This window comes from [Empedobacter] haloabium (assembly GCA_008011715.2).
Classification (GTDB): Bacteria; Pseudomonadota; Gammaproteobacteria; order Burkholderiales; family Burkholderiaceae_D; genus Rugamonas; species Rugamonas haloabia.
In genome coordinates this window covers 4,569,699-4,586,519 of record CP136508.1, presented here as the reverse complement: position 1 = coordinate 4,586,519, position 16,821 = coordinate 4,569,699, and the positions used below count along the sequence as shown (strand labels likewise).

Here is a 16,821-nt window from a genome sequence, read left to right as displayed (position 1 = left end):
TTCACGATGGCGAGGGTCTGTCCCGGCACGGGACTGACCCCGAAGTTCGCTCGTGTTGCGCCAAAGCGTCCGATCGACTTCAGGGTCAGTCCCCATGCGGGGACAGTCCCCATGCGGGGACAGACCCGGTACTAGAACCGGTTCCAGTTATTGCGCCGATGCTCGGTAGCCTCCTTCATCAGGTGCCCGGCCCGCGTCGGATCGCCCACCGTCAGCGCCAGCTCCTGCAACGCCGGCGGATACTCGTGCTCCGCCGCTTCCTCCAGCAGGGCCATGCCCCGGGCTGCATCGCGCGGCACGCCGTCGCCCTCGCGATAGGCGTACGACAGCAGGAACATCGCATGCGCATTGCCCAGGTCGCTGGCCAGTTGCAGCCAGCGTGCCGCCACGGCCGCGTCGCGCGGCACGCCGTCGCCGTTCTTCGCCATCAAGCCGAGCCGTAGCGCGGCTTTCGCCTGACCACCTTCGGCCGCTTGCTGGTACCACGGCCACGCGGCCGCAACGTCGGTGGCGACACCCGGCGCTGGAGTCCGATACAGCTCGCCCAGATGATAGGCCGCCTGGGCATCGCCCGCCTGCGCGGCCTGGCGCAGCAGGCGTTCGGCATCACCCCGTGCGGCCGGGCGGGCGCGGTACAGGATGCCCAACTCGCGCTGCGCCACGGGCAAGCCCTGCGCCGCCAGCCGTTGCAGCTGCTGTTCGGCCGCCGCGTCGGCACGCTGTGCCGCCGTCATCGCCAGCGCCTCGATCTGGGCAGAGGAGGGCGGCGGCTCATGCCGGCAGCCGGTCAGTACGAATGCCGCAAGCAGCGCCGGCAGCGCTTGGCGCAGGCGCATCACTTGGACAGGTCGATGCTGTACTTGGCGAAGCCATTGGCATCGAGCCCGCCCTCGGCCGTGACGGCGGCGATGCCGCTGGCCCGCGCCAGCGCCAGGTGGCCCGGCGCCGAGCGCAGGATCACCGGCCCGGCCGTCGCCACCTTGGCGAACGACCAGCTGCGCGCGCTGCCGTTGGCGGCCAGTGTGACCTTGCCGGTTGCCTTGCCGAGCTTCTGCAGGTAGTTGCTGACCACCGCCTGGTTGGCGTCCGGCGACTTGATGATGGTCTTGCTGCCGTCGATGCCGGGCACGTTGCCGCCGCCGCCGGCGCGGTAGTCGTTGGTGGCGACGATGAAGTCGTCCGTGTCCGCCACCGGCTTGCCCTGGTAGACCAGGTTGACGATGCGGCTGCCGGCCGGCTTCGTCACGTCGATCTGGTACGTCAGCGCGTTGTTCTCGGCATAGAACACGTCATAGTTGTAGATCGTGCCGTAGCTCGGCACCAGGTCCTGCTCCGCCGTCCTGGCCGGGTCGATCTGGCCGAACTGCTTGGCGGAAGCCTCCAGCCACGCCTTCAGGTCGGTGCCCTTGATCTTCACGGCCTGCAGGTTGTTGTTGCTGTACAGATAAAGGTCGCCGGGGTTGCGCACCTGCAGGCCGACCGGGGCGGCCGCGCTGGCGCCCGGCGCCACGTCGGTAAAGTCCGATGGCCCGTTGCGGCCGGCCTTGAACGGCGCGCTGCACGAGATCACGGGGATGTTCTTGTAAGTGGACAGCAGCGGATCGGTCGACGTGGCGATGAAGTTCTTTACATAGTCGATCTGCGCCTGGTTCACCAGCTGGATGGCCGAGACGTCGCCGACGAGTGCGAAGTAGGACGACATTTCGAAGTCCGTCGTCACGCCCAGCGGCTGCTTGGCGTAGGCGATGGTGTCCGCATGTTCCTTGGCGACCAGCGTGGCGATGGCCGGATCGGCCTTCACCAGCGTCGTGCCGTCGGTGTACTTGAAGCCGCGCGATTCCACGCTCGTCTTGGCCGGCTGCGTGACCCACTTGCCGCCCTGGTAGACCATCGTCATCTTGATGATGCCGAGGCGCCGTCCCCAGCTCTGCGCCATTACCGTAGGCACGCCGTTGACGAAGCCGTTGACGGCATCGACGTTCGCGCTGGCCGGCAGGGCCACCAGCGACGGGTCGAGCGCGGGCGCGCCCGTCTCCTTCCCTTTCGGGAAGACCAGGTGCGAGTGGCCGATCATCAGCGCGTCGATGCCCGTGCCGGCCAGGTGGTAGCTCTGGTTTTCCATCTTCGGGCTGTACGGGCTGGGATCGAGGCCGCCATGCGACAGTGCCACGATCACGTCCGCGCCTTTCGCGCGCAGCTCCGGAACGTACTGCTGCGCCACTTCCTTCGCCCCGCTGACGGCCACCTTGCCGGCCAGGTTCTTCTGGTCCCACTCCAGGATCTGCGGCGGCACGAAGCTCATGATGCCGAGCTTGAACTGTACCTCCAGGCTGCTGCCGTCCGGCGCGGTCGCCTTGAAGGTACGGGGCAGCACGGCATACGGCTGGAAGATCGGCTTGCCGCTGGCGACGCCGGTTACATTGCTGAGCACCAGCGGGAAGGCCGGCGCGCCGCAGGTGCCGGCCGGCTTGGCGACGCCTGGGATATTGAAGTCGGTATTGGTGACTTGCGCCAGGAACGGCAGGCCGTAGTTGAATTCGTGGTTGCCCATGCCGCCGCCGTCGTACTTCAGCGCGTTCATCGCCTTGTGCACGGCCAACGTGCCGGAGCAGGGCACGGGATTGGTCACGGCCTGCAGGTCGGCCAGCAGGGTGCCCTGGATGACGTCGCCATCGTCCAGCAGCACGTTGTTCGGGTTTTCCGCGCGCGCGGCCTGGATCAGGGTCGAGGTGCGCTCCATGCCCAGGCTCGTATCCTCGGCCAGGGAGTAGTAGTTGTAGCTGAGGACATTCGAATGCAGGTCGGTGGTTTCCAGCAGTGCGAAGGTGACCGTTGTGCCATCCGGGATCTTCGCGGCCGCCGGCGGCTGCGGCGTCGGCTCGGCCCAGTTGCTGTCGTTGCTGCCGCAACCGACCAGCCCGGCCGCCATCAATGCCGCCACCATTACCTGATTCGTCTTCATATAACTCCTGTCGGGGAAAAATTAAACGGCGAATGTACCGGGCCGGTATGACACGGCCATGACAAAACAAGAAGCCCCGCGCTGCCGGGGTGGCGGGCGGGGCTCGGTAAAAAGTTGCTGGAAAAATGGGGTCTGTCCCCATTTTCCCGGCAACGATCAGAACTTGACGTGCAAGCGCGCGAAGTAGGAAGCGCCGTTCAGGCCGAACTGCACGCTGTCGTACTTGAAGCCGTTGTCCGTCTCGTCGGGGTTCTGCGAGGTCGGCTTGACGTTGAAGATATTGTTGCCGCCCACGGTGATCTTGGCGTTCTGGCTGATCGTGTACGTGACCGACAGGTCGGCCGACGTCTTCGCCTCGTACTTCAGGTTCGGCACGCCGGCCGCGGTGCCGCTGAAGGTGCCCAGGGTCTGCGGGCCGAAGTGGACGATGCGGAAGTCCGTCTCGACCGGGCCGGTGATGTAGTCGAAGCCCAGCGTGGCCTTGCGGCGCGGGCCGCCCTGTTCGATGAACAGGCGCTCGCGCTCGGACAGCAGCACGTCCTCGTAGCCGGCCAGCGAAGCGGGAGCGTGGATGCCGTCCACTTCCGTCTTGCTGAAGTTTGCCGCCAGGAAGGTGGTCAGGCGGTTGCCCAGGACGGTGCTCTTGTGCGAGACCGTCAGGTCCAGGCCCTGCGTCTTGGTGTCCACCGAGTTGACGAAGAACTGGGCCTGGCCCACGCCCAAGGTGGACAGGCGCGCCGCCAGCTCAGGATAGTTGTCGGCATCGAAGCGGCCGGACAGCACGATGCGGTCCTTGATCTTGATGTGGTACAGGTCGGCCGTGACGGACAGTGCATCCGTCGGCGTCCACGTGGTACCCAAGGTGAAGCTGCGCGACTTCTCTTCCTTCAGGTCCGGAATGCCGGCCAGCCGGGCGACGGCGCCGCCGTTCGGCGCCAGCACCACGTCGGTCGGCACGCCGCCGATGAAGTCCGTGAACGTCGACGAGAAGTAGGCCTGCTGCAGCGACGGCGCGCGGAAGCCCGTGCTGGCCGAGCCGCGCAGCAGCGTGGACGGCGCCAGGCGGTAGCTGCCGGCCAGCTTGCCGGTGACGGTGGAGCCGAAGTCGCTGTATTTTTCCCAGCGCACGGCGCCCTGCAGCTTGGTGTCGGCGTTCAGGTCCGCTTCCAGGTCCAGGTAGGCGGCGGTGCTGTGGCGGCGCGCGTTGGTGATGTCGCCCGGCTGGAAGCCCGGGAAGCCCTGGCTGCCCGCATTGCCGCCGGTGCCCACGCCATCGGCGTCGATGTAGGAACCTGGCTCGCCGGCGAAGATCTTGTACTTCTCGACGCGGTACTCGGCGCCGAACGCCACGTTCAGGCCATTGCCGACCATGCCTTCGAAGTAGCGGTTGAAGTCCAGGTTGGTGGTGTACTGGGCGAACGAGAAGCCGCCCGCGTCGAACGAGGACGGGCTGATGCCGCGACCGCCGGCCAGCAGGTCGGCGTTGGCGATGGAGGCGTTCAGCGTGTTGGCGATGTCGTAGCGCAGGCGGTTGTAGCCGTAGGTCTGCGACAGGTCGCTGTTCCACTCGCCCAGCTTGGCGCGGTGGCCCAGGATCACGTAGCGGTCGTCCAGGTCGCCGTTGATGAAGGGAACGAAGCCGTCCGGGTACATCGCGGCGGAATTGCGCGACGGGATGTCGTCCGTGCCGACGCCGCCGCGGCCGAAGGCGGCCGACGAGGCGTCGCGCGTCTGCACGCCGCCGGTGAAGTAGAAGCGGCCCGAGTTGCCGGACACGCCGGTCGGGATGTCGCCGTTCACGTACAGGGTCTTGTTCTTGGTCTTCGAGTCGCCGATGATGCGCGGGTTGTCCGGCTCGGAGCGGTCGGAGCGGCCGCGGTCCAGGTATTCACCGGTGACGCCGACGACACCGCCGGCCAGCGCGAAGCCGCAGTAGGCCGAGGCCAGGTAGTTCTTGCCGTCGCCGGCCGAGTACTGGCCGTAGCCGGCCACCGCTTCGCAGCCGATGCTGCGTTTCAGGCCGATGTCCATCACGCCGGCGATGGCGTCCGAGCCGTATTGGGCGGCGGCGCCGTCGCGCAGCACCTGCACGTCCTTGATGGCCAGCATCGGGATCGCGTTCATGTCCGTGCCCGTGTTGCCGCGGTTGCGCGCGCCGAACAGGTTGACCAGCGACGAGGTGTGGCGGCGCTTGCCGTTCACCAGTACCAGCGTCTGGTCCGAGCCGAGGCCGCGCAGCGCGGCGGAGTCGACCAGGTCGGCGCCGTCCGCGCCGGTCTGGCGGGTCGAGTTGAAGGACGGCGAGATATTGGTCAGCGTCTGCGACAGGTCGAACTGGCCGCCCCGCTCGGCCGCGGCCGACAGCGGAATCACGTCGACGGGCGAAACGGTATCGGTGGCGGAGCTGGTGGCGCGGCGCGAGCCCACCACGTTGACGACCTGGATCGCGGACTGCGCGGGCTGGACCGCGGTCGGGGCGGTGTCGGTGGTCTGCGCGTGCGCGCCAGCGGCGGCGAGCAGGGCGCTGCCATACAAACTCAACAGGACTGCCTGGCAAACCGGGCGCAGGGCAGGACGGATCTTGGCGTTGGTCGAAAACACGAGGTCGCTCTCCGAGGGAAAAAAACGATTCTAATCGTCAGCCCCGTCGTTGCACTACGACCAATTTTCCGATTGTGACAATTTTGCACAAAGTACTTATTTACAACCGTGCCGGCCCGAAGCTAGTATAGATTACCGCCGTTGTGCGCTCAGCCTTGAAGCGGCCTCCTGGACATATTCCGCCGCGCCGCCGACCAGCAGTCGGTCGCCATGCCATACCGTCCTTATCAGGCAGGGCTGGCCCAGGCTGGCGCCCTGGAAAATCCGCAGCGACTTCCCCAGCAATACAGTCAGCGCCCCGGCCGCGACGCCCGTCGCGCTGTCTTCCTTGCCGCCCGGCGGATGATTGAAATTGCGGCCTTCCAGCGCGCCATCCGGCCGTTCGCACCACGCATAGACGCCGTTGATGCCATGCGCCTTGCCCCAGGCCTGGATCGTGGCCAGGTCGGGTTGGAGCGCCTGCAAGCGTGCGGGATCGGCAACCTGCAGCAGCAGCTTCGGACTGCCGACCGAGGCGACGGCGGGCGGCGCCACCAGCGCGATGCCGGGAACCAGGTGGGCCGGCAGGTCGTCCGGCAATGGCAGCGGTGCCGTGGGCAGCGGCACCAGCTCGACGTAGACGTCGTCGTCCTGGCGCTGCAGCACCAGGCGCTGGCCGCCCAGCGCCGTGCGCACGGACAGCGGGCCCGGCGCCGTCTCGAGCAGCACGCGTGCCGCCGCCAGCGTGGCATGCAGGCACAGCGGGCTGCGCGCGTGCGGATAGTAAAAGTCCAGTGTCACGCCGTCGTCCGTGTCGAGGAAGACGCAAGCGCCGACGCCGCTGGAGCGAGCGAGGACCTGGCGCTCGTCCACGCTGCTGCGATCGCCGCGCAGCACGAGGGCGGCATTGCCCTGGCCGGGACGGGTGCCAAAGCAGAGCAGTTCAGTTCGATGTGGGGTCATGGCCACAATCATACCGTCGCGCGCGACAAGGCCGGGCTGCGCGTTATAATACTGTACGTTTATACAGTATCGCACGCGGATTCCCAGCCATGGCCCAGTTCACCACCTTGCCCGCCTACGCGGAGCTGTTTTGCATGACGAATTTTTCGTTCCTGCACGGCGCCTCGCATGCCGAGGAGCTGGTGGCGCGCGCGATCCAGCTCGACTACACGGCGCTGGCGATCACGGATGAATGCTCGCTGGCCGGCGTGGTGCGCGCCTTTGGCGAAGCCAAGGCGGCGGGGTGGGACCAGAACCTGCTGATCGGCAGCTGGTTCCGGCTGACCCATCCGGACGGCAGCCATGCGCTGTCGCTGCTGGCGCTGGCGCGGAACCGCAATGGCTACGGCAACCTGTCCGAGATGATCACGCTGGGGCGCACGCGCGCGCAGAAGGGCAGCTACCTGCTGCATCCGGAGGATTTCGCGGCGCCGCCGCCGGAGCGCTCACACCTGCGCGGCATGCCGGACTGCCTGCTGATCCTGCTGCCCGACTATCCGGCCTGGGACGTGGCGGAGGTGGACCGCCTGCACCGCCAGGCCGCCTGGATGGCGGCCACGTTCGCGGGGCGGGCGTGGCTGGGCCTCGTGCTGCTGCAGCGTGCGTTCGACGAAGGCCACCGCCTCAGCATCGACGAGGTGGCGCTGCAGCACGGCCTGCCCGTCGTGGCGGCGGGGCAGGTGTGCATGCACGTGCGTTCGCGCAAGCCCTTGCACGACACCCTGACGGCGGTGCGCCTGGGCAAGCCGGTGTACGAATGCGGCTACGACCTGGCGCAGAACGCGGAGCAGCACCTGCGCTCGCGCCTGCGCCTGGCCAACGTCTATCCGCCGCAGGCGCTGGCCGAGACGGTGCGCATCGCCGCCCAGTGCAGCTTCTCGCTGAAGGAACTGCGCTACGAATATCCCCATGAGCTGATCCCGCCGGGTCACACGCCGTCCTCCTACCTGCGCCAGGAGACCTATATCGGCGCCCACGTGCGCTTCCCGCAAGGCGTGCCGGGCAAGGTGCAGGAGCAGATCGAGAAAGAGTTGGCACTGATCCAGGAGCTGGAATACGAGTTCTTCTTCCTGACGGTATACGACATCGTGCGCTTTGCCCGCGGCCAGGAGATCCTGTGCCAGGGGCGCGGCTCGGCCGCCAACTCCACCGTCTGCTACTGCCTGGGCATCACGGAAGTCAATCCGGCCGAAAGCAGCATGCTGATGGGCCGCTTCATCTCGCGCGAGCGCGACGAGCCGCCCGATATCGACGTCGACTTCGAGCACCAGCGCCGCGAAGAGGTAATCCAGTACATCTACGCGAAATATGGCCGGCACCGCGCGGCGCTGGCCGCCACCGTGATCTGCTACCGCCCCAAGAGCGCGCTGCGCGACGCCGGCAAGGCGCTCGGCGTGGACCTGGCGATCGTCGAGAAGGTGGCCAAGTCGCACCACTGGTTCGACAGCAAGCACGAGCTCCTGAACCGCTTCGCCGAATGCGGCCTGGACCCGCACTCGCCGATGGCGCACCAGTGGGCCAGCCTGGCGCAGCGGCTGCTGGGTTTTCCGCGCCACCTGTCGCAGCACGTGGGCGGCTTCGTCATCGCCCAGGATAAATTGTCGCGCCTGGTGCCGATCGAGAACGCGACGATGAAGGACCGCAGCGTGATCCAGTGGGACAAGGACGACCTGGAGGAGCTGGGCCTGTTGAAGGTGGACGTGCTGGCGCTGGGCATGCTGTCGGCGCTGCGGCGCGCGCTGCACCTGATCGGCCAGCGCCGCGGCGAGGAATTCCGCATGCAGGACATCCCGCGCGACGACGCGGCGACCTACGACATGATGTGCGAGGCCGATACGATCGGCGTGTTCCAGATCGAGTCGCGCGCGCAGATGACGATGCTGCCGCGCCTGCGCCCGCGCCGTTTCTACGATCTCGTCATCGAGGTGGCGCTGGTGCGGCCCGGCCCGATCCAGGGCGGCATGGTGCATCCCTACCTGCAGCGCCGCCTCGACCCCAGCCTGATCGATTATCCCGAAGGGCTGCACGAGGCGCTGGAGCGTACCCTGGGCGTGCCGATCTTCCAGGAGCAGGTGATGCAGGTGGCGATGATCGCGGCCGGTTTCTCGGAAGGGGAGGCCGACCAGCTGCGCCGCGCGATGGCGGCATGGAAGCGCAAGGGCGGCATGGACAAGTACCGCGGCCGCATCATCGCCGGCATGACGGAGCGCGGCTACGACATCGAGTTCGCCGAGCGCATCTGCGAGCAGATCCAGGGCTTCGGCGAATACGGCTTCCCCGAGTCGCACGCGGCCAGCTTCGCGCTCTTGACGTACGTGAGTTCATGGATCAAGTGCCACGAGCCGGCCGCGTTCCTGTGCGCGCTGCTGAACAGCCAGCCGATGGGCTTCTACGGTCCGTCGCAGTTGGTGCAGGATGCCAGGCGCCACGGCATCGAGGTGCGCCCGATCGATATCGCCGTCAGCGGCTGGGAGTCCACGCTGGAGGAAAGGGACGAGGGCGGACAGCCGGCCGTGCGCCTCGGCATGGCGCTGCTGCGCGGCATGCGCGCCGAGTCGGCCGAACGGATCGAGCAGGCCCGCGCGCTGCGCCCGTTCGCGGACGTGGCCGACCTGGCCCGGCGCGCCCGGCTCGATCGGCACGACCTGCAGGTGCTGGCCGGCGGCAATGCGCTGCGCAGCCTGGCGGGCAACCGCCGCCAGGCGCTGTGGGAAGCGGTGGGCGCGGTGCCGGACAAGGACCTGCTGCGCCCCACCACGCCGGTGGAGGAAGCGCCGCGGTTGCGCGCACCGAGCGAAGGCGACGACATCATCGGCGACTACCGTGCGCAGGGCCTGACCCTGGGGCGCCATCCGCTGGCGCTGCTGCGATCGCAGCTGCTGGCCAAGCGCTTCCTGCCGGCCGAGGTGCTGAACACGTTCGCGGACGGCCAGCTGGCGCGCGGTGCCGGCATCGTCACGGTGCGCCAGCGCCCCGGCACGGCCAAGGGCGTACTGTTCATCACGATCGAGGACGAGACGGGCAACGTCAACGTCATCGTCTGGCCCGACCTGGTCGACCAGTACCGGCGCGAGGTGCTGGGTGCCTCGCTGCTGGGCGTGTATGGCGTGTGGCAGCAGGAAGGCATCGTGCGCCACCTGGTGGCCAAACGCCTGGTCGACCTGTCTTCGATGCTGGGCAAGCTGCCCACGGCCAGCCGCGATTTTTGCTGACGGCGCACGGCCGCGCCGAATGAGGTAGCATTGCATGTCCGATAACGACCGACAGGAGGACCACCATGAACCAGCAATTGCAGGGCCAGCGTACCTTGGGATCGCTGCGCATCGCCGCCAGCACGGTCGGTGCGGGCGACAATGAAATCACCTTCACGGTCAGCGGCAGCGGCGGCAGCGAGTCCGCAACCGTGTTTGCGCCGGAGGGTGAGCTGGCCGCCTTTCATGGCAAGCTGACCGCGCTTGCCACCGAAAAATCCGCTGCCGGCGGCGGCTTCGCGATCGGGCGCGACCAGGACCGCGTCGTGTTCGACTCCAAGGGCTACGACGGCGGCCAGTACCAGTTCGTCGTCACGGTCGCCCGTGGCGAAGGTGCTTCGCCCGCGGTCGCGTTTGCCGCGCCGGTGTCCGATGCCGCCCTGGACCGGTTGGTGGCGCAAGTCGGGCAGCTTGCCAGTGCCGGTGAGGGTACGCTGGACTGGGCGGTGAGCGCTTGAACGACACGTTGGTACCGCTCGCGATCCGCTTGGCCGCGTTGCCGGACGACCTGCCGCACGTGCGCGCGCTGTTCCGTGAATATGCCGCGGGGCTGGGTGTCGACCTGTGCTTCCAGGATTTCGAGGCGGAGCTGGACAGCTTGCCCGGCAAGTATGCCTCGCCGCGCGGACGGCTGCTGCTGGCGTGGGATGGCGACGTGCCGGCCGGCTGCGTCGCCCTGCGCCCCGTCGATGCCACGCGCGCCGAGATGAAGCGGCTGTACGTGCGGCCGGCGGCGCGGGCGCGCGGCCTGGGCCGGCAACTGGCCGAGCGCATCTGCGCCGAGGCAAAGGAGGCCGGCTATCGGGCCATCTGCCTGGACACGCTGGTGACGATGACGCCGGCCGTGCGGCTGTATCGCGAGCTGGGCTTCGGACCCATCGAGCCCTACGTGTACAACCCATTGGAAGGGGTGCTGTTTCTCGGCCGCGCGCTGTAACGGACGCGGGCTGCCGAACGCTAGCGCAGGTGGTCGAACGGGCCTGGGTCGCGCACGCACTGCAGCAGCGTGGTACCGGCGCGCTGGGTGAGCTTGCGCCGTTCCGGCGAGCCGCAGACGGTGTCGAGCGTGGCCAGCGGGTAGCTCTGGCGCACCGTGCCGTCCAGCCCCAGCTGGTCGGCCTGCCCGCCGACCAGATGATCCATATGGCAGTCCTCATCGTCGCAGTAGCGGGTGCAGCCGGTGCAGGCGGTGGCCCAGCCGTCATGGAAGGCCCGGCACACATCGTAGCGGGCCGGGACCACGACCTTGAAGCCGCGGGCCTGGAAGTAGCCGCACTTGCCGTCCAGCGTGGCGAAACGGCCGACGCCGCGCTCGGCATCGGGATAGTCGAAGTCGCCCGTGTGATAAATGCCGGGCACCACCACCTTGCCCTGGCGGTTCACGGCCATCAGCTCGAAGGCATCGGCGCGCGACACCAGCGCGTAGCCCTGGCGGTTCCACTTCAGCCGGTCCAGGTACTGGCGCTTGACGTAGCGTTCGCCCGCCTGCTCGACGAAGCATGCGTCGGGCCAGTCGTCGCCGCCCTTGGGGCAGTGGGCCGCCGCAATGGCGGGCGGACCGGCCAGCAGGATGGAAAGGGTGGCCAGGCACAGCACGGCAGGACGTTTTCCAACGGCTCTCATCATTATAAAATTGGCAATTTATCGTGGGTCGACAGTATAATCCCGGCCCGGGTGCGTTGCTATTGCCATCGTCCAGTGGCCTGCGTACCGACCATTCGTTTATCGCCATCGAGGATTCCATGCGCCTTGCCGCCTTCTTGCGTTCCAGCTTTCCGGTCGCCGTACTGTCGTCATGCCTGCTTGCCGGCCCGGCGGCGGCGGCCCAGCCCGACCTCACCAATACCGCCGCGTTCGATCGCACCTGCACCGCCGTCAAGCGCAGCGTGCGCATGACGGTGCAGGAGCAGCAGGCCTTTGTGATCTGCAAGGACGTGGCGCTGGTGCAGCGTATCTGGACGTTCATCGAGCAAGGTTCGCGCGACATGAGCGGGCGCCACATTCCCCATGCCGAGATCGCGCTGGCCGTACGGGCCGAGCTGACGCATGCGCGCGACCAGCTGCGCCAGAGCCGGCAGATGCTGGAGAAGATCCGCATCCGCTCGCAGGCCGACGGATTGCTGCTGATGCCCGCGACGTGGGTGCGCGACCTGGACGGCGATGGCGAAATCAGCCATGCGGAACGCTATTTCTTTGCCATCCCGAGCCGGCGCGACAGCCCGCTGACGGTGCAGCCGCCATCGAACGACCGCGACTACTACGAACGGGAATACAACCTGAAGGCGGCGGTTCGCACCGACCAGTCCGACATCCTGTGGTCGCTCAGCTACCACTATTTCGCCGAGGCGCTGGTCGAGATGGCGCTGTCGTACCAGTACCGCGACGGCGCCAAGGCGGACCAGGCGATCTTCCTGGCCCACCCGGAGGGCATGCGGCGTGCCCATCAGTTGCTGGTGCGCGGCATCGAAACGTCCGAACGGATGCGCCTGTCGGTGCTGGCGGAGCGCGACGACGACCTGGAATGGCTGGCCAATCCGCGCCAGGTCAACACCGCGTTCCCGGTGCCGCTGGACGACGACGATTTCCGCGTCTGGGGTGAGCTGATGCGCCACCTGGTGCCGCTGGTGCGCGGCCGCACCGTGCTGCCGCTGGGCGAGAAAATGAGCGGCTCGCTGGCGGTGGTGGCACGCGTATGCCCGGAAGGGCAGGGCTTCTCGGTGCCGGCGCTGTTTGCCGATCCGCCGATGTATCCGCTGGCGTCGCTCAAGCGCGAAGCGTGGTCGAAGTACTGCCGCAAGATCGACGCCAGTCATCCGGCATCCGGCCTGAACGCCTTCGTGCAGTCGTATGCGGACAAGCCGGGGCAGACCGACAGCGCGGCGATGCGCTACCTGCGCCGCTTCCTGTGGGTCAACTGACGCCGCGGCGCTATGGCACAATGGGGCGATGGACGACTTCCGCTTCCGCCCCGCCACGATCGCCGACGCGCCCGCGCTGGGCGCGCTGGTGCTGGACCTGCTGCCCTACCTGACCATCGACCCGGAGGGCAAGGGCGCGGAGGAGTTCGTCACACATATCGACGGCGCGGCGCAGCTGCGCTACCTGCGCCAGCCGAACTTCCGCTATCGCGTGGCCACGCAGCACGGCAGGCTGGCCGGCTTCATCGCCATGCGCGACAACAGCCACCTGTTTCATCTGTTCGTCGGCCGCGCGCTGCATGGCCAGGGCCTGGGCCGGCGGCTGTGGGAGCAGGCGCGCGACGCGGCGCTGGCGGCCGGCAACCCAGGCGTTTTCACCGTCAACGCTTCCGACCACGCGCTGCCGATGTACCGCCGCTTCGGCTTCGAGCCGACCGGCCCGCGCGAGGCGCAACGCGGGATTGCCTGGACGCCGATGCGGCTGGGGTAAGTGACACCTCGTGCGGTCTCACGCAGGCCTGCGATAGAAACCGGGGCCAGTCCCTAATGCCGATAAGTTAAGGAAAATTATCAGCCAGCCGCAGACGTCTTTCCACCCAAAAGAGGAGAGCTGGGGTCAGACCCGGCGGGTCTGACCCCGGTTCTGGACCTGGGGTTGCGGGATACGCCTGCGGCCCAGTGAGTCTTGCATCCTTAACTTAGCGGCATTAGGGTCAGTCCCGCAGGGACAGACCCCAAAAAAAACGCGCCCTCCGAAGAGGGCGCGCCGCGGCCGGGTTATGGCCGAGATGGGCGGGTCATGAAACGCTCCCCGCCCGCCGGCGGCCCGCGCAGGACACAACCGGCATTCAGGGCGTCCCCGTGGTGCCGCATAGGGACGCCGGACGCGGCGGCCAATGGCCGCCCACCGTCAGCGCAGGCCTTGACGCGCGGCCGATGCGCTGGTTCCGTAGTAGCTGTGGATCTCGTTGGTCCACGCGTCGTTGGCCATGTCCGGCCAGTGATCCTTGTCGAAGCCGGGCGCCGCCTCGATGCGTTCCTTGGCGATGTTCAGGCGCAGCTGGTGGTTGGCGGTATCGAGCGCCAGCGCTTCCCAGGGAATCGCGAACAGCTTCTCGCCGATCGTCAGCACGCCGCCGGACGCCATCACGACGTAGGATATGCGGCCCGTCTGCATGTCGAGCATGATTTCCTTGACGGTGCCCAGGTGTTCGTTCTGCATATTGTGGATGTGGTCGCCGATCAGGGTGTCGGCGCCCATCAGGCGCGGGCCCGGGCCCTGGTGGCCCTGGTCGACGTAATTGCCGGCTGCATCGCGTTCATAGCTCATGTTGGCCTCCTGTTGAAATAAAGGCATTTTCCGCCCCGGTGGTGACGCTGGTCTGTTCGTTCGCGCACAGTAGGTAAGCTTGCCGAAAGACAATTTTGCTGGCCTGATGATGAAGAATCGGACCATTTAGGCTATAATTTCAATTTCCCGCATCGCGCCTCCCCGGCGCCCGATCTCGCAATGACCAAATTTGTCTTCGTCACTGGTGGCGTTGTGTCGTCCCTTGGAAAAGGGATTGCCGCCGCCTCCCTCGCCGCGATCCTCGAATCGCGCGGCCTCAAAGTCACCATGCTCAAGCTGGACCCGTACATCAACGTGGACCCGGGCACGATGAGCCCGATGCAGCACGGTGAAGTGTTCGTCACCGACGACGGCGCCGAAACCGACCTCGATCTCGGCCACTACGAGCGCTTCATCTCGACCCGCATGCGCAAGGTGAACAACTTCACCACGGGCCAGATCTACGAATCCGTGATCCGCAAGGAGCGCCGCGGCGAATACCTGGGCAAGACCGTCCAGGTGATCCCGCACATCACCAACGAGATCCAGGACTACATCCGCCGTGGCGCCGAAGGCTACGACGTGGCGCTGTGCGAGATCGGCGGCACCGTGGGCGATATCGAATCGCTGCCGTTCCTGGAGGCGGCACGTCAGCTGAGCCTGCGCGCGGGCCGCAAGAACTCCGCGTTCGTGCACCTGACCCTGGTGCCGTACATCGCCTCCGCCGGCGAACTGAAGACCAAGCCTACCCAGCACTCGGTGCAGAAGCTGCGCGAGATCGGCATTTCGCCGAACGCGCTGCTGTGCCGCGCCGACCGCGCCATCCCGGAAGACGAGCGCGCCAAGATCTCGCTGTTCTCGAACATCGAGGAACGCGGCGTGATCTCCGTGTGGGACGTGGACACGATCTACAAGGTGCCGCAGATGCTGCACGACCAGGGCCTGGACGCGATCATCTGCGAGGCGCTGGACATCGATCCGCCGCCGGCCGACCTGTCGGTCTGGTCGAAGCTGATCTACACGCTGGAGCATCCGAAGGCGGAAGTCTCGATCGGCATGGTCGGCAAGTACGTCGAGCTGACCGAGTCGTACAAGTCGCTGACCGAAGCGCTGCGCCACGCCGGCATCCATACCGAAAGCCGCGTCAACATCGAATACATCGACTCGGAAGAGATCGAGGCCAAGGGCACGGCCGACCTGGCCAAGTACGACGCCATCCTGGTGCCGGGCGGCTTCGGCAAGCGCGGCGTGGAAGGCAAGATCAAGGCGGCCCAGTTCGCCCGCGAGAACAAGGTGCCGTACCTGGGCATCTGCCTGGGCATGCAGGTCGCGCTGATCGAGTACGCGCGCCACATGGCGGGCCTGTCCAAGGCCAACTCCACCGAGTTCGAGCCGCAGACCGAGCAGCCGGTCGTCGCCCTGATCGACGAATGGCAGAACTCGGACGGCAAGGTGGAGAAGCGCGACGCCAACTCCGACCTGGGCGGCACGATGCGCCTGGGCGCGCAGGCCTGCGCCGTCAAGCCGGGCACCCTGGCGCACGAGATCTACGGCAGCGTCGTGACCGAGCGTCACCGTCACCGCTACGAGGCGAACAATCATTACCTGTCGCGCGTCGAAGAGGCGGGCCTGGTGGTGGCGGCCCGCACGCCGACGGAAGACCTGTGCGAAATCATGGAACTGCCGCGCGCAGGCGCCAACGCCCACCCGTGGTACATGGGCGTGCAGTACCACCCCGAATTCAAGTCAACGCCACGCGACGGCCATCCGCTGTTCACGTCGTTCATCAAGGCCGCGCTGGCGCACAAGAACGCCAGCGGCGTGGCCGCCAACAACGGCGTGTCGGCATCCGAAGAAGGAGCAGCAGCATGAAACTGTGTGGATTCGATGTCGGCCTGGACCAGCCGTTCTTCCTGATCGCCGGCACCTGCGTGATCGAGTCGCGCCAGATGGCGTTCGACGTCGCCGGCGCGATGAAGGAAATGACGGCCGAACTGGGCATCCCCTACATCTACAAGTCGTCGTTCGACAAGGCCAACCGCTCCTCCGGCACGTCGTACCGCGGCCCCGGCATGGACAAGGGCCTGGAAATCCTGGGCGACGTCAAGCGCGAGCTGGGCGTGCCGGTGCTGACGGACGTGCACACGATCGAGGAGATCGAGGCGGTGGCGTCCGTCGTGGACGTGCTGCAGACGCCGGCCTTCCTGTGCCGCCAGACCGACTTCATCACCGCCTGCGCGCAGTCCGGCCTGCCGGTAAACATCAAGAAGGGCCAGTTCCTGGCGCCGCACGACATGAAGAACGTCATCGACAAGGCCCGCGCCGCCGCGAAGGCGAAGGGTCTGAACGAAGACAACTTCCTGGCCTGCGAACGGGGCGCCTCGTTCGGCTACAACAACCTGGTCTCGGACATGCGCTCGCTGGCGATCATGCGCGAGACCGGCGCGCCCGTGGTCTTCGACGCGACCCACTCGGTGCAGCTGCCGGGCGGGAACGGCACTTCGTCGGGCGGCATGCGCGACATGGTGCCCGTGCTGTCGCGCGCGGCCGTGGCGGTCGGCGTGGCCGGCCTGTTCATGGAAACGCACCCGACGCCGGCCACGGCGCTGTCGGACGGCCCGAACGCCGTGCCGCTGGGCCGCATGAAGGAACTGCTGTCCACCTTGGTGCAGCTGGACCGCATCACCAAGCAGGCCGGGTTCCTCGAGAACGGCTTCGAGTAAGCTTGAAAAAGCCGGCGGATTCGCCGGCTTTTTTTATCTCCGGCTGGCGGAGCCT

General features: G+C 67.1%; 13 protein-coding genes. 7 read left to right on the top strand and 6 right to left on the bottom strand.

Features of this window, described 5'->3' with window-relative positions; all coding sequences use genetic code 11:
- Positions 1 to 131: 131 nt before the first annotated feature.
- The 4 genes from E7V67_020070 to E7V67_020055 all read right to left on the bottom strand — a co-directional run bounded on the left by E7V67_020070 (position 132) and on the right by E7V67_020055 (position 6,505).
- On the bottom strand, positions 132 to 836 hold the full coding sequence (locus E7V67_020070) for a tetratricopeptide repeat protein (protein ID WUR11979.1): 705 nt from the start codon (positions 834 to 836) through the stop codon (positions 132 to 134).
- Entirely contained in the window at positions 836 to 2,962 is a 2,127-nt protein-coding gene (locus tag E7V67_020065) for a bifunctional 2',3'-cyclic-nucleotide 2'-phosphodiesterase/3'-nucleotidase (protein WUR11978.1), read from the bottom strand. The genes E7V67_020070 and E7V67_020065 overlap by 1 nt, the downstream gene beginning before the upstream one ends.
- A 156-nt stretch (positions 2,963 to 3,118) precedes the next feature.
- Positions 3,119 to 5,563, bottom strand: a complete 2,445-nt coding sequence (locus E7V67_020060; GenBank protein ID WUR11977.1) for a TonB-dependent receptor — start codon at positions 5,561 to 5,563, stop codon at positions 3,119 to 3,121.
- 132 nt (positions 5,564 to 5,695) lie between these two features.
- Positions 5,696 to 6,505: a PhzF family phenazine biosynthesis protein gene (locus tag E7V67_020055; protein WUR11976.1), complete on the bottom strand. Its 810-nt coding sequence runs from the start codon at positions 6,503 to 6,505 to the stop codon at positions 5,696 to 5,698.
- 89 nt (positions 6,506 to 6,594) lie between these two features.
- Between E7V67_020055 and E7V67_020050 the strand changes: the two genes are divergently transcribed.
- The 3 genes from E7V67_020050 to E7V67_020040 all read left to right on the top strand — a co-directional run bounded on the left by E7V67_020050 (position 6,595) and on the right by E7V67_020040 (position 10,732).
- Entirely contained in the window at positions 6,595 to 9,756 is a 3,162-nt protein-coding gene (locus E7V67_020050; GenBank protein ID WUR11975.1) for an error-prone DNA polymerase, read from the top strand.
- A gap of 65 nt (positions 9,757 to 9,821) precedes the next feature.
- A complete protein-coding gene (locus E7V67_020045) occupies positions 9,822 to 10,253 on the top strand; it encodes a hypothetical protein (GenBank protein ID WUR11974.1) in 432 nt (143 codons plus the stop codon).
- A complete protein-coding gene (locus tag E7V67_020040; protein ID WUR11973.1) occupies positions 10,250 to 10,732 on the top strand; it encodes a GNAT family N-acetyltransferase in 483 nt (160 codons plus the stop codon). The genes E7V67_020045 and E7V67_020040 overlap by 4 nt, the downstream gene beginning before the upstream one ends.
- Before the next feature lie 20 nt (positions 10,733 to 10,752).
- Here E7V67_020040 and E7V67_020035 read toward each other — a convergent pair whose 3' ends face one another.
- Entirely contained in the window at positions 10,753 to 11,421 is a 669-nt protein-coding gene (locus E7V67_020035; protein ID WUR11972.1) for a WG repeat-containing protein, read from the bottom strand.
- Positions 11,422 to 11,537: 116 nt separating this feature from the next.
- Between E7V67_020035 and E7V67_020030 the strand changes: the two genes are divergently transcribed.
- Complete coding sequence (locus tag E7V67_020030; GenBank protein ID WUR11971.1) at positions 11,538 to 12,713, top strand: hypothetical protein; 1,176 nt, start codon at positions 11,538 to 11,540, stop codon at positions 12,711 to 12,713.
- 28 nt (positions 12,714 to 12,741) lie between these two features.
- Positions 12,742 to 13,203 (top strand): GNAT family N-acetyltransferase, encoded by a 462-nt coding sequence (locus E7V67_020025; protein WUR11970.1) that lies wholly within the window; start codon positions 12,742 to 12,744, stop codon positions 13,201 to 13,203.
- A 420-nt stretch (positions 13,204 to 13,623) separates the two neighbouring features.
- Here the strand turns inward: E7V67_020025 and E7V67_020020 are convergent, their stop codons facing one another.
- Positions 13,624 to 14,043: a PRC-barrel domain-containing protein gene (locus tag E7V67_020020; GenBank protein WUR11969.1), complete on the bottom strand. Its 420-nt coding sequence runs from the start codon at positions 14,041 to 14,043 to the stop codon at positions 13,624 to 13,626.
- A gap of 180 nt (positions 14,044 to 14,223) precedes the next feature.
- Between E7V67_020020 and E7V67_020015 the strand changes: the two genes are divergently transcribed.
- Positions 14,224 to 15,915: a CTP synthase gene (locus E7V67_020015; GenBank protein WUR11968.1), complete on the top strand. Its 1,692-nt coding sequence runs from the start codon at positions 14,224 to 14,226 to the stop codon at positions 15,913 to 15,915.
- Positions 15,912 to 16,766 (top strand): 3-deoxy-8-phosphooctulonate synthase, encoded by an 855-nt coding sequence (gene kdsA / locus E7V67_020010; protein WUR11967.1) that lies wholly within the window; start codon positions 15,912 to 15,914, stop codon positions 16,764 to 16,766. The genes E7V67_020015 and kdsA overlap by 4 nt, the downstream gene beginning before the upstream one ends.
- Positions 16,767 to 16,821 lie beyond the last annotated feature (55 nt).

Coding starts and splice junctions, on each gene's coding strand:
- E7V67_020070 (WUR11979.1), bottom strand. CDS start 836: ATGCGCCTGCGCCAAGCGCTGCCGGCGCTGCTTGCGGCATTCGTACTG.
- E7V67_020065 (WUR11978.1), bottom strand. CDS start 2,962: ATGAAGACGAATCAGGTAATGGTGGCGGCATTGATGGCGGCCGGGCTG.
- E7V67_020055 (WUR11976.1), bottom strand. CDS start 6,505: ATGACCCCACATCGAACTGAACTGCTCTGCTTTGGCACCCGTCCCGGC.
- E7V67_020050 (WUR11975.1), top strand. CDS start 6,595: ATGGCCCAGTTCACCACCTTGCCCGCCTACGCGGAGCTGTTTTGCATG.
- E7V67_020045 (WUR11974.1), top strand. CDS start 9,822: ATGAACCAGCAATTGCAGGGCCAGCGTACCTTGGGATCGCTGCGCATC.
- E7V67_020035 (WUR11972.1), bottom strand. CDS start 11,421: ATGATGAGAGCCGTTGGAAAACGTCCTGCCGTGCTGTGCCTGGCCACC.
- E7V67_020030 (WUR11971.1), top strand. CDS start 11,538: ATGCGCCTTGCCGCCTTCTTGCGTTCCAGCTTTCCGGTCGCCGTACTG.
- E7V67_020025 (WUR11970.1), top strand. CDS start 12,742: ATGGACGACTTCCGCTTCCGCCCCGCCACGATCGCCGACGCGCCCGCG.
- E7V67_020020 (WUR11969.1), bottom strand. CDS start 14,043: ATGAGCTATGAACGCGATGCAGCCGGCAATTACGTCGACCAGGGCCAC.
- E7V67_020015 (WUR11968.1), top strand. CDS start 14,224: ATGACCAAATTTGTCTTCGTCACTGGTGGCGTTGTGTCGTCCCTTGGA.
- kdsA (WUR11967.1), top strand. CDS start 15,912: ATGAAACTGTGTGGATTCGATGTCGGCCTGGACCAGCCGTTCTTCCTG.